The sequence below is a fragment of the Camelimonas sp. FR25 genome, from assembly GCF_059740505.1.
On sequence record NZ_JCAWFG010000017.1, the window covers coordinates 207,444 to 219,302 of the forward strand.

The 11,859-nt window shown below is 65.0% G+C and carries 10 protein-coding genes; 2 read left to right on the forward strand and 8 right to left on the reverse strand.

The window, feature by feature from the left end; genetic code table 11:
• Positions 1-206 precede the first annotated feature (206 nt).
• Complete coding sequence (locus AC6A67_RS01870) at positions 207-1,769, reverse strand: flavin-containing monooxygenase (RefSeq protein ID WP_498034821.1); 1,563 nt, start codon at positions 1,767-1,769, stop codon at positions 207-209.
• A gap of 459 nt (positions 1,770-2,228) precedes the next feature.
• Here AC6A67_RS01870 and AC6A67_RS01875 point away from each other — a divergent pair, with 459 nt between their 5' ends.
• Positions 2,229-2,402 carry a hypothetical protein gene (locus tag AC6A67_RS01875; protein ID WP_498034822.1) on the forward strand — a complete coding sequence of 58 codons (174 nt, stop codon included), beginning with the start codon at positions 2,229-2,231 and terminating at the stop codon, positions 2,400-2,402.
• A 265-nt stretch (positions 2,403-2,667) separates the two neighbouring features.
• Here AC6A67_RS01875 and AC6A67_RS01880 read toward each other — a convergent pair whose 3' ends face one another.
• The 3 genes from AC6A67_RS01880 to AC6A67_RS01890 all read right to left on the reverse strand — a co-directional run bounded on the left by AC6A67_RS01880 (position 2,668) and on the right by AC6A67_RS01890 (position 6,636).
• Entirely contained in the window at positions 2,668-3,483 is an 816-nt protein-coding gene (locus AC6A67_RS01880) for an SDR family NAD(P)-dependent oxidoreductase (protein ID WP_498034823.1), read from the reverse strand.
• 419 nt (positions 3,484-3,902) lie between these two features.
• A complete protein-coding gene (locus tag AC6A67_RS01885) occupies positions 3,903-5,063 on the reverse strand; it encodes an ABC transporter substrate-binding protein (protein ID WP_498034824.1) in 1,161 nt (386 codons plus the stop codon).
• 280 nt (positions 5,064-5,343) lie between these two features.
• Complete coding sequence (locus tag AC6A67_RS01890) at positions 5,344-6,636, reverse strand: acyl-CoA dehydrogenase family protein (RefSeq protein WP_498034825.1); 1,293 nt, start codon at positions 6,634-6,636, stop codon at positions 5,344-5,346.
• 312 nt (positions 6,637-6,948) lie between these two features.
• Here AC6A67_RS01890 and AC6A67_RS01895 point away from each other — a divergent pair, with 312 nt between their 5' ends.
• On the forward strand, positions 6,949-7,932 hold the full coding sequence (locus tag AC6A67_RS01895; protein WP_498034826.1) for a LysR family transcriptional regulator: 984 nt from the start codon (positions 6,949-6,951) through the stop codon (positions 7,930-7,932).
• A gap of 118 nt (positions 7,933-8,050) precedes the next feature.
• On the opposite strand, the gene AC6A67_RS01900 is transcribed toward AC6A67_RS01895, so the two are convergent.
• The 4 genes from AC6A67_RS01900 to AC6A67_RS01915 all read right to left on the reverse strand — a co-directional run bounded on the left by AC6A67_RS01900 (position 8,051) and on the right by AC6A67_RS01915 (position 11,556).
• Positions 8,051-8,560, reverse strand: a complete 510-nt coding sequence (locus AC6A67_RS01900; RefSeq protein ID WP_498034827.1) for an OsmC family protein — start codon at positions 8,558-8,560, stop codon at positions 8,051-8,053.
• Positions 8,561-8,691: 131 nt separating this feature from the next.
• Positions 8,692-9,474, reverse strand: coding sequence for an ABC transporter ATP-binding protein (locus tag AC6A67_RS01905; protein ID WP_498034828.1), 783 nt, complete (start codon positions 9,472-9,474; stop codon positions 8,692-8,694).
• A 3-nt stretch (positions 9,475-9,477) separates the two neighbouring features.
• Entirely contained in the window at positions 9,478-10,380 is a 903-nt protein-coding gene (locus tag AC6A67_RS01910) for an ABC transporter permease (RefSeq protein WP_498034830.1), read from the reverse strand.
• Between the two features lie 177 nt (positions 10,381-10,557).
• On the reverse strand, positions 10,558-11,556 hold the full coding sequence (locus tag AC6A67_RS01915; RefSeq protein ID WP_498034831.1) for an aliphatic sulfonate ABC transporter substrate-binding protein: 999 nt from the start codon (positions 11,554-11,556) through the stop codon (positions 10,558-10,560).
• Positions 11,557-11,859 lie beyond the last annotated feature (303 nt).

The following is an 11,859-nucleotide window of genomic DNA, read 5'->3' on the forward strand; positions in this document are numbered from 1 at the left end:
GCCTGATCTCAACGTCAGGCTGTAGCCAGTGAACGCCGGTTGTGGGCGGCGAGCAAGTGTTTCTGATGATAGTGGACAACACTATTTGCCGTGCGCCGCCAAACTCCCCGTGATTGACGTGTTTTACTTGCGTGGCGGCGACGCGCGCCCGCACAGCCGGCGCACATGCGCCGACCAACGCGTCGCCATGGCAGGCGCGGCGCCCCTCACCCCAGCCGAGGCTGCCGTGCCGCTGCGACCGGCGCGTAACGCAACTCTGGCGCATCAAGCGCCACCGCCGGCAGTTCATCCTTGTCGCGCCAGTAGTCCTGGGTATGCCGCCACGGCTGGCGATCGCCCTGCTGCGGCAGCAGATGCAGGCCGCGGGTAATATAGCCAGGGTTGAAATCATTGACGTCGACCCAGGGCGACAATGGCATGGCGGCCGCGTCGTCGCCGGGCGTCGGCGTCACCTGCCCCAGTCCGTGCTCGCGCATATGATTGAGCAGGCGGCAGACCAGATCCGCCACGATATCGACGCGCAAGGTCCAGCTGGCGCGGAAATAGCCGAATACCCAGACCATATTGGGCACGCCCGAGAACATCATCCCGCGCCAGGTGATTGTGCTGGCGAAGTCCAGCGGCGCGCCTTCGATCGAGAAGGCGATGTCGCCCAGCACGTTCAGCTCAAAGCCGGTGGCGGTGATCACCACATCGGCCGCCAGCTTCTCTCCCGAAGCCAGCACAATGCCGTCGGCGTCAAAATGCGCGATGTCGCCGGTGGCGACGCTGGCCTCGCCCTTACGCATCGCGGCGAACAGATCGCCATCAGGCACAAAAGCGATGCGCTGCCGCCATGGCCGGTAGGCCGGCGCAAAATGCGGATCGACGGGCACGGCGCCGCCCAGATGGGCTTCGACATTGGCCAGCAATTCCTCGCGCACCGCCTCGGGTTCGCTGGCGGCGCGTTCGGCGAAGGCTTTTTGCAGAAACAGTATCTGGCGCCGGACGATCTCGTGGATCCACGTCTCGTTGACCTCAAGTTGCCGCAGGGTGTCGGCAAGATCATTCACGTTGCGCCCGGTCATGAAATAGGTCGGCGAACGCTGCAGCATGGTGACCGAGCGGCATTTGCCAGCCAACGACGGGATCAGCGTTGCGGCGGTGGCGCCAGAACCGATCACCACCACACGTTTGTCGCTGAGGTCGCAGGCGTCCGGCCAGTTTTGCGGGTGGATGATCTTGCCGGCAAAGTCCGTCAACCCCGGCCATTGCGGCGTGTAGCCCTGATCATGGCGATAATAGCCCTGGCACATCCAGAGAAATTTGGCGCTGACAGTTCGCTCTGCGCCAGCTGCGAGGTCGCGCAGGGTGACGCTCCAGCGCTGGGCGGCGCTGTCCCACGCGGCGGCGATGACCTGGGTCTGATAATGGATCAGCGGTCCGAGCCGCTCCTCAACGATCACCTCGCCCATATAGCGCAGGATTTCCTCGGCGCTGGCGATCGGCGCGCCGGTCCACGGCTTGAAGCGGTAACCAAAGGTGTACAGATCGCTGTCGGAGCGGATGCCCGGGTAACGGTGGGTATGCCAGGTGCCGCCGAACGCAGGCGCCTTCTCCACCAGCATCAGGCTGTGATCGGGGCATGCGTGACGCAGGTGACGCGCGGCGCCGATGCCGGAAATCCCCGCCCCTACGATCAGCACATCCACTGCGTCCGGCGCCAGCGATGTGGCGCCGCCGTCACGCACGCTGCCGTGATCCGGCGGCATGACATTTTCTGTGGACATCTGTCGGTGATTTGTCCGCGATAGCGGCGTCTGTCCAGGCATGTCACCACGCCTCCCTGCCTTCAGTCGGGCAAAATAGCCCATCTGTTATAAAATATTACGATGCAGGACGCAGGTCGGCTTGTCCAGCGCAGCACGCCTTGACGCATTCACGGCCAATGCGACTGCAACAACCATTGCGCGGGGCACACATCAGCTAATTGATGCGTTCACCAATTCTTGAATGAACTGGTTGATCGCCGCGACCAGGACGCACAGACCGCAACACTGTCTGACCGGTACGCAACGTGACCAACCTTCCGTAGCGGTATACTGTAAAATACCTTGTTTATGCTGCCGCTGAACTGTCGCGGCGCGGTGACGCCTGGCCAATGAGCGTGAACGTCACCGCGTCAGGCAACGCCATCTACTGCCAAGGAACACCTTGAATTGACAATGCTATCGTATTAAACGCTGGCTATGAACGAACTCGAAAACCTCCTCGACCGGCTGAAGGCTGAACAGCGCGACATCATCCTGCGCGCCGCCCAGTCCAACGCAACTCCGGCGCGCTCGGCAATTCAGCGCATCGGCGAGCTGGAACTGGCCATCGGCGCAGTGGAACAGCTCATAAACGAGAGTGAAGGGCAGTAATACTACTGCCCTCCACAACAATTCATTGGCATTATAGTCCGAGGCGGCGGAGCGCCGCGTGGGTCGCAAGGCCTGAGATCAGGCCGCCCTGCGAAGCACGGGGTTTTGCCCCTCAGCTCCATGACATGCGCTTTCGGCATGCCTGCGCGGTCAGATAGCGGTCGCTTATGCGCAAATCGCGCGGCCATCACGGCGCCTGCCTGACCGCGGGGCGGCGCAGGAGCCACGCCCTGCGCCTGCGCCACATCCCCCGGCCCTGCCTGTGTTACAGCGCGTGCCCCACTGCATCTTGCAGACGCGCGGCGCGGCGGTTGAGGAACACTTCGGTTTCCTTGTGGGTCAGGATGTAGAGATCGCCGCGCTTCAGCGCCGCCACCACCAGATCCCCGACCGCTTCAACATCCAGCGTCCGCCCCTCGAGCGCGCCTGAGTCGCGATCCGTATAAGGCTTCACCGCTTCCGGGCCGCCGAATTCCTGCGGGCGGTTGCGATGGCTCTCATCGATGGCAGTGGCGACCCGCATCGGGCACAGCACCGAGGCGCCGATATTGAACGGCTTGCCATCTTTGGCGACACATTCAGCCAGCGACACCACAGCCGCCTTGGTGACCGAATAAGGCGCCAGATTGCGGTTGCTGATCAGCCCGGCGAAGGAGGCGGTGAACAGCATGTGGCCGCCCTGCCCCTGGGCGATCATGCGCGGCATGAACACTTCCACCCCATGCACCGGACCCCAGAGATTGACATTGATGGTCCACTCCCAATCGGCGTGGCTCATCTCCTGCACTGGCCCGAACACGCCGATGCCTGCGTTGTTGAACAGGATGTGGGCGCCGCCAAAGCGCGCCCAGGCGGCGTCAGCCAGCGCCTCGACATCGGCCAACTTCGACACGTCGCCGCGCACGCCGATCACCTCGGCGCCAGCGGCGGTGAGTTCGGCCACGGCCCGGTCCAGCGCCCCCTGCTCGATATCGCCCAGCACCAGTCTGACGCCCTCGCGCGCCAGCGACCGGGCGGTGGCGAGGCCAATGCCGCTGGCTCCACCGGTAATGACGGCGACCTTGCCCTTGAGATCCTGCATGACGTTTCCTTTCTGATGATTGATCTTCGCCGCCGCCTCACCGTGCGGCGGTCCTGAGGCGCGTCCTTGCGGCGCGCCGGCGCCGGTTATGCCCCCGGTCTTGCGCCAGCATACACGAGACCCCGATAAGCATGACGCCTCTGAGGCTGGCTATGGCCGTGCGGCGCCTGGGCATTTGGGGTCACGGATGCGTCAGCATCTTCACGGCCAGGTAAAAGGCTGCGCCCGCCGCAATGCAGCAGCGGTTGCGCCGCCTGAAACGACAAGGGCGGGAGAATATCCCCCGCCCCGCTTCATATTCTTCCCAGTCGCCCCTCATACCAGGATGCGAAGATGCTGACGCATCCGCATCCTGAAATGCTCAGGCGCCGCACGGGCTTAACCAGAACCCGATGAGTCATACTCATCGGGTTCTGGTATCACTCGCCGACGTTGATGACGTCGCCGAACAGCACCCAGCGATCACCCTCAAAGCGGGCCAGTTGCATCGCCTGCAGCGGCACATTGCGACCGGGGCCGGTCCTGACCTCGACGCCCGGCAGGGTCATCGCCGGCTTGAAGTTGATGTTGCGCGCCTGCTTCATCAGATTCTCGCGCGTCACATCCTCGCCGGCCTGCTTCAGCGCCTGCACCAGGCCCTGGATCATGGTGTAGCCATAGACCGCCCAAGTGTCATAAGCGTCAAGGTTCGGCGCATATTGCTTCATGAAGGCGAGGTATTCCTTGACCTCCGGATCGTCCTTCCACGCCGGATCACCCGGATCCTTGATGATGAAGCCGGAGACCACGCCCTGCGCTTTCTCAAGGCCCGCGGGCTTGAGGGTGCCAGCCACCGTATTGGTGGTGTTCGAGATGATGTGCAGCGGCTTCCAGCCGATCTCATAGACCTTGCGGATGGCCTGGGCGCCGAACTTCGGCGTCGCATGGGTGAACAAGACGTCGGCGCCCGAGTTGCGCAGCGCCAGCACCTGCGAATCCACCGTCGGATCGGTGACCTGATACGGCGCTTCGGCGACGATCATTTTCTTCACATTGTCCGGACCAAGGCCTTCCTTGAAGCCCTTGATGTAATCGCGACCCGAATCGTCGTGCTGGTACAGAATGGCGATCTTCGCGTCCGGCTTCTCCTTGAGAATATATTTCGCGTAGATCTTGCCTTCGGACTCGTAGTCGACCTGCCAGCCAATGGTCCACGGGAACTTCTCCGGCTGGTTCCACATGGTGGCGCCGGTGGAGATGAACAGCTGCGGCGTCTTCTTGCCATTGAGGTATTTGTGCACCGCCATATTCGGCGGCGTGCCGACGCTGCCGAACACCGCCACGACCTCATCCTGCTCCACCAGCTTGCGGGTCTGTTCGACAGTCTTGGGCGGCGAATAAGCGTCGTCGAGGCTGATCAGATTGATCTTGCGGCCGTTGACGCCGCCCTGCTCGGCGTTGATTTTCTTCAGATAAGCCTGACCGGTGAGGCCGATAATGCCATAGGCCGAGGCCACGCCGCTGTAGGGCATGGTCTGGCCAATACGAATCTCCGGCTTCTCCGCCGCCAGCGTGGCGTTCGGCGCGAAGCTTGCGGCCATCATCATGGCGCCTGCGACGAGCAAGGCGCGACGGCTCGTTTGCGCAGCAGCCGCTGCACACCCTCTGAACTGCATCATTTCCTCCAAAAGCCTGGGCATTCAGCCAGTTGTCTGGCTTTCTCACCCTGAAAGGCGGGCGCCGCCGGCGCTCATTGCGCCCCCGCAACGCCGGCGGCCGCGCCCTCTCCGTAGATCATCCTGCGCGTCGCCCCTGACGATCAGCCGCGCAAGGATCACCGCTCCCCGCGTGCGGGACACGGTTTGGTCATAACCCGCCTGATCAGGCGGCGTTCTCCAGATCTTCCAGCATCTTGCCGTATTTGGCGATGGCGGCGTCGCGCAGATAAGGAATGTAGCGGGTCGGGAACTTGCCCGAGGTCGCCTCATAGTCGCGCAGCACCTGGCGGGCGACGGTGACCTTGTGCACCTCGGCCGGGCCGTCAGCCAGACCCATGTGGAAGCTCTCGATCACCTGCTCGGCGAACGGCATGTCCGGGGTGACGCCCAGCGAGCCATGGATGTGCAGCGCGCGGGCGGCGACGTCATGGAACACCTTCGGCATCAGGGCCTTGATGGCGCCGATGTCCTTGCGGACAGCAAGATAGTCCTTGTGCTTGTCGATCTTCCAGGCGGTGCGCAGCACCAGCAGGCGGAACTGCTCGATCTCGATCCAGCTGTCGGCGATCTTCTCCTGGACCATCTGCTTCTCAGCCAGCAGCGTGCCCTGGGTGAAACGGCTCAGCGCGCGCTCGCACATCATGTCGAAGGCGCGACGCACCTGGCCGATGGTGCGCATGGCGTGATGGATGCGACCGCCGCCGAGACGGACCTGGGCCACGACGAAACCGCCGCCGCGCTCGCCGAGCAGATGGTCCTTCGGCACGCGCACATTGGTCAGACGCAGATAAGCGTGCGCCGGGTGACCGTGGTGGCCGACCGGCATGTTGCGCACCATCTCGATGCCGGGGGTGTCGGCCGGGATGATGAAGGTCGACAGGCGACGATACTCGCTGGCGTCCGGATCGGTCACCGCCATCAGCAGATAGAAGCTGGCGACGTGGGCGTGCGACGAGAACCACTTCTCGCCATTGATCACCCACTCATCGCCATCCAGCACCGCCGAGGTGGTGAACACCTTCGGGTCAGCGCCGCCCTGCACTTCCGTCATCGAGAAGCAGGAGACGATGTCATTGTTCAGGAGCGGCTTGAGGTAACGCTCCTTCTGCTCCGCCGTGCCGTAATGGGCGAGAATCTCGGAATTGCCCGAGTCAGGCGCCTGGCAGCCGAACACGGTCGGGCCGAACTTGGAGCGACCGAGAATTTCGTTCATCAGCGCCAGCTTGACCTGGCCATAGCCAGGGCCGCCCAGCTCCGGGCCGAGGTGGCAAGCCCACAGACCGCGCTCCTTGACGATCTTCTGCAGCGGCTTCACCAGCGCATTACGCTTCGGGCAGCTGGTGTCATAGGCTTCCGGCAGCAGGTAATCGAGCGGCTCGACCTCTTCGGTCATGAACTTGTCAATCCAGTCCAGCTCTACCTGGAACTCCGGATCGGTATCAAAATCCCATGCCACTGTAGCGTCTCCCGGGCGTGTGTTTATGATCAGCCGGCCGCGCAACTGGCGACCATTAATGCCTGATGACTATGATTGCGCCTGAGGGCATTTGCGTCCAATCGCAATTTTTCGGCCCGGCGATACAGACTGCTTATGGATTGAATAAAACGTCATGCGGTTGCCATAACTCCCGTCATGGGCGTATGGCTGCTGCAGAGGCCGCGCAGGGCGCACGGCTTGCCGGCGCCCGCCATCGCGGAGCCCCCTTAGGTCGGCGCCCCCCCCTGGCGGGAGCCCGCCGCCAGCCTGCCGCCGAGCTGGAAGACCGTCATGGATCTGGACGCCACGCCGTTTCGCTATTTCCTCACCGTTGCGGAGGAGCGCTCTTTCACCCGGGCGGCGCAGCTGCTGCACGTGTCGCAGCCGGCGCTCTCGGCGCAGATTCGCGAGCTTGAGCGACGGCTTGGCTTCGCTCTGTTCCAGCGCACCAGCCGCCGCGTCGAGATGACCGCCGAGGGGCGGCTGTTTCTGGGCAACGCCCGCCGCATGGTGGCCGAGGCGGCCTGGGCCAATCAGGCGGCGCGCGAGATCCGCGACAATGAGCTGCGCATCGGCGCGCCATTCTACACCAGCCACATCGCCGAGCGGCGCAGGATGCTGGATACGCTGCTCACCCGGCATGCCGACATTCGCCTGCGGATCTTCGACAAGACCCACGAGCGGCATTACCTCGACCTGACCCGCCGCGAACTTGACCTGGCGCTTCTGGTCGAGCCTGCCGACGTCGCCGCCGCCGCCAATAACGCAGTGGCGGAAGCCGACTGGCCCGGCGGGCTGGAGCGCCAGTCGCTGGCCGAGCGGCGGCTGTGCCTGCAGATCCCGCGCGAACATCCGCTCGCCGACCTCGACATCCTGCCGCTCGACGCCCTGAGAGGCTTGCCGGTGGCCATGCCCAACCGCGCGCTCGGCGCCCCCCTGTCGGTGGCGATCGTGCGCGCTTTGCGCGAGGCCGGGGCCGAGAGCGTGCGCCCGCCCGAGGGCAACCCGCTGGCGGTCGAGCGCTTTGGCCGCCTCACCCGCACGGTGGCGGTGTCGCTGGGCTGGTTCGATGCGCAACGGGATATGGACGCTGACGATGTGGTCATCCGCCATATCGACGGGCTCGACGTCCGCACCAGCCTGACCCTGGTGCGCGGCAAGGGCGAGCAGCGCCCCGCCGCCCATATGGTGTGGGAATCGGCCCGGCAATTGCTGACTGGCGCCGCCGCCACCAAAGCCGTGCCACGCCGCCGCAATCGCCTGGCCGACGCCTGAGCATTGCAGGATGCGGATGCGTCAGCATCTTCGCATCCTGGTATAGAAGACCTCTCGCGCAACAAAAAAGCGGGAGGCCTGCGCCTCCCGCCTGTACCTGTCGCAGATGTGCGCCGGATCAGACCTTGTTGGTGGCGACCGACAGCTGCGGCTTGTTGTTCAGGGTCTGGAACACCACACAATAGCGCTCGGTCAGCTTGATCAGCTGGTCGATCTTCTCCTGCGGCGCGTCGGTGTCGAGATCGAAGGCGAGGCGGATGGCGGAGAAGCCGACGGCGGCCTCCTTATCGACGCCAAGGGTGCCGCGGAAATCGAGGTCGCCCTCAGCCCGCACCACGCCGCTGCGCAGCGGAATCTCCAGCGCCGTCGACACGGCTTTCAGCGTCACGCCGGCGCAGGCCACCAGCGATTCCAGCAGCATGTCGCCCGAGCACAATTCGAGGCCCGAGCCGCCCGACAGGGGATGCAGGCCGGCGGCGGCGATGGCCCGGCCGGTCTCGACCTTGCACGAGATCGACTGGTCGTCGATGGCGCCCTGGGCCTTCAGGGTGATGGTGGCGGCGTCCGGGGTTTCCTTGTAGCGGGCCTTGATCGGGGCCTGCATTGCGCGAAGCGCTTGCGCGTCCATGTGGGGTTTCCTTCTGCGTGGGTCAGGCGGCGTCTCGCCTGAAATCTGCTGTCATACCTGGCCGCACGGCTGCTGACGCAACGGCGGACAGCAAGCCCGGGCCTCGCCGGGGATCGGGTGTGAAGCGGCGATCACCACCACATGGCGCCGCCGGTGGGCGGCGGCTGCGAGGCGACGCGCTCCGGGTTGAGCGACTGGTCCAGCGCCCGCAGCACCTGGCGCTTCACCGTATCGAAATTCGGCGACATGCGGTCACGCGGGCGCGGCAGGTCGACGTTGCATTCCTCAAAAATCCGGCCCGGTTTTGGCTGCATGACGATGATGCGATCGCCCAACGTCACCGCCTCCTCAACATCATGGGTGACGATCACCACCGTGGGGCGGCTCTCCTCCCACAGCGCCAGCAGATGGTCGTGCAGGCTGGCGCGGGTGAAGGCGTCGAGGGCGGAGAACGGCTCATCGAGCAGCAGCGCCTTGGGGCGCGGCGCCAGCGCCCGGGCGATGGCGACGCGCTGCTGCTGGCCGCCGGAGAGTTCACGCGGCCAGCGCGCGCCATAGCCGGCGAGGCCGACGCGCTCCAGCGCTTCCTCTGCGCGATCGCGGCGGGCGCCGCGCGGCTGCTCGCCCAGGCCAAACGCCACATTGTCGCGCACGCTCAGCCACGGCAGCAGGCGCGGCTCCTGAAACACGATGCCAACGGCCGGGTGCGGGCTGCTGATGCGGTCGCCGTCGATCTCGATGGAGCCAGCGCTGGCCTGGTCGAGACCAGCGACGAGGCGCAGCAAGGTGGTCTTGCCGCAGCCGGAGCCGCCGACGATGGCGGCGATCTCGCCCGCCTCGACGGACAGATTGACCTGCGACAGGGCGGTGGAGCCGCCGGCATAGACCTTGGTGAGGGCTGACAGGGTCAACATGGCTCAAAGACTCGCGCGCACGGTGTCGCGCCACGCCAGCAACGGGCGGGTCGCGATCACAAGGATCTGGTCGCACAATTTGCCGAGCACGGCGAAGGTGATGATGGCGGCGAGGATTTGCGCCGGCTTGCCCAACTGCTGGCCGTCGACCAGCAAATAGCCCAGCCCTTCGGAGGCGCCCATGAACTCGGCGGCGACAACAAACATGAAGCCAAGGCCAAGGCCGGAGCGCAGCGAGATCACCCATTCAGGCAGCACCGCAGGCAGCAGCACGCGCGTGGCCATCTGCACCCGGTTGAGGCGGAACACCCGCCCGACCTCAACCAGCTTGCGATCGATCGAGCCAATGGCGCCCATGACGCCGAGATAGACCGGAAAGAACACGCCGACGGCGATCAGCGCCACCTTGGACGCCTCAAAGATGCCCAGCCACAGGATGAACAAAGGCACCCAGGCGATCGACGGAATGGCGCGCAGCGCCTGAATGGTGGGATCGAGCGCCGTGCGCAGCCAGGTGGAGGCGCCCGTCAACACGCCGACGAGGGTGCCGGCGATGGCGCCGATGGCGAACCCGGCCATTACCCGCCACAGCGTGGCGAGCAGATGCGTCCACAGATCGCCGCTACGGGCGAGGCCAACAAGCTCGGCCCAGATCAGGCTCGGCGGCGGCATCAGCCGGCCATTGGCCATGCCGGTGGCGACAGCGATCTCCCAGCCGACGGCCAGGACCACCGGCAGCACCACGCCCACCAGCCAGACGCCGCCGACGCGGCTCGCCAGCCGCCAGCCGCCGGCCGCATTGGCCGCCGACCCATGCGCCGTCCCTTGCGCCGACCCTTGCGCCAGCCCTTGCACGCTGTCCTGTTCTGTCGCCTGTGGCGCCCCGACGCCTTGCATGGCCGTCATCTGCCCCTGTCCGTTTCCCTCGCGCGCCAGCGTTTGGCGCCGTCGTCCACCCGTATGCGGGTGTGTCTGTTCAGCACGAAAGCTCCCGGATGTCCGGGAGCCCGGCAGGCAGCGTCGCCTGCATTACGCGCCGTGATCGCATTGCGCGCCGCGACAGCTGCGCGCAAATCCGTCAACTCATTTACCTGCAGGCAAATACTGGGGATCAATCAACGCGTCGAGGGTTTCCTTGACCTTTGTCCCCGCCGGCAGCACGCCGGCCGCCACCAGCGCATCGCCAGCGGCCTGGATCGACTGGCGCTGCGGCTCGCCGATGACGCTATGGGTCAGCTCGGTGCGCTGGTCGATCTGGCGGTCCACCACCGCCTTGGGCAGCTTGGTGAGGGCGATGAACTCTTCCTTCAGCCCGTCAGGATTGGCCAGCGACCATTTGCGCGCCTCCTCATAGGCGGCGAGCACCTTCTTCACCAGCTCCGGATGCTTTTTGGCGAAGTCCTCGCGCACGTTGAGCACGCCCCAGGTGTTGGCTTCCGGCTTGCGGAAGAACAGCCTGGCGCCCTCCTCCACCTCTGCTGAGGCCATCATCGGATCGAGACCGGCCCAAGCGTCGACGTCGCCGCGCGACAGGGCGAGGCGGCCATCGGCGTGCTGCAGCAGCACGAATTTGACGTCCTTGTCGGTGAGCCCAGCGTCGGCGAGGGCGCGCACCAGGAAGATGTGCGGATCGGTGCCACGGGTGACGGCGACGCGCTTGCCCTTGAGGTCAGCCACCGATTTGATGGCGCTGTCCTTGCCGGTGACCAGCGCCGTCCATTCTGGACGCGAATAGACATAGATCGACTTGATCGGATTGCCGTTGATCTTCGCCACCAGCGCGGCCGAGCCAGCGGTGGAGCCGAAATCGATCGAGCCGGCGTTCAGGAACTCGAGCGCCTTGTTGGAGCCAGCGGACTGCACCCAGCGCACCTTGATGCCGTCCTTCTCCAGCGCCTTTTCCAGCAGGCCCTGCTTCTTCAGCACCAGCGACACCGGATTGTAGGTGGCGAAGTCGATGGCGACTTCCTTGGGCTGATCAGCCCAGGCGGCGCCCGAGGCGGCGAGCAGCGCAACGCCGGCAGCGCCGGCGGCAAGGCGGCCGAAGGCGCGCCGGGAAAGGTGACGAACGAAAATCGACATGAAGCCCCCAGAAACAGCCGCCGGTTGGTTCGCGGCGCAACGGTTTCCCTGGAAACTACATTCGTTCACGGCGACGTCAATACATTTTACGAGATATTTTGAATAATTTCATAAATAACATTTTACGATGGTGAATATCGCGTCGCACACCCGCCTGTTCGCAGGCACACCCCTGACCATGCAGACCCCAGGGTCGCCGGCGCATGCAGGCGCCAACGCCGCCTGGGCGCCTTGAGAACGACTGAATTGACGCGATATCGCGAGGCGCGCCGTCACCCCAGCAGCGCTCACGCAAGTAGCGCT

Excerpts from the sequence above, each read along its gene's own strand:
- AC6A67_RS01870 (WP_498034821.1), bottom strand. The coding sequence starts at position 1,769 with ATGTCCACAGAAAATGTCATGCCGCCGGATCACGGCAGCGTGCGTGAC.
- AC6A67_RS01875 (WP_498034822.1), top strand. The coding sequence starts at position 2,229 with ATGAACGAACTCGAAAACCTCCTCGACCGGCTGAAGGCTGAACAGCGC.
- AC6A67_RS01880 (WP_498034823.1), bottom strand. The coding sequence starts at position 3,483 with ATGCAGGATCTCAAGGGCAAGGTCGCCGTCATTACCGGTGGAGCCAGC.
- AC6A67_RS01885 (WP_498034824.1), bottom strand. The coding sequence starts at position 5,063 with ATGGCCGCAAGCTTCGCGCCGAACGCCACGCTGGCGGCGGAGAAGCCG.
- AC6A67_RS01895 (WP_498034826.1), top strand. The coding sequence starts at position 6,949 with ATGGATCTGGACGCCACGCCGTTTCGCTATTTCCTCACCGTTGCGGAG.
- AC6A67_RS01900 (WP_498034827.1), bottom strand. The coding sequence starts at position 8,560 with ATGGACGCGCAAGCGCTTCGCGCAATGCAGGCCCCGATCAAGGCCCGC.
- AC6A67_RS01905 (WP_498034828.1), bottom strand. The coding sequence starts at position 9,474 with ATGTTGACCCTGTCAGCCCTCACCAAGGTCTATGCCGGCGGCTCCACC.
- AC6A67_RS01910 (WP_498034830.1), bottom strand. The coding sequence starts at position 10,380 with ATGACGGCCATGCAAGGCGTCGGGGCGCCACAGGCGACAGAACAGGAC.
- AC6A67_RS01915 (WP_498034831.1), bottom strand. The coding sequence starts at position 11,556 with ATGTCGATTTTCGTTCGTCACCTTTCCCGGCGCGCCTTCGGCCGCCTT.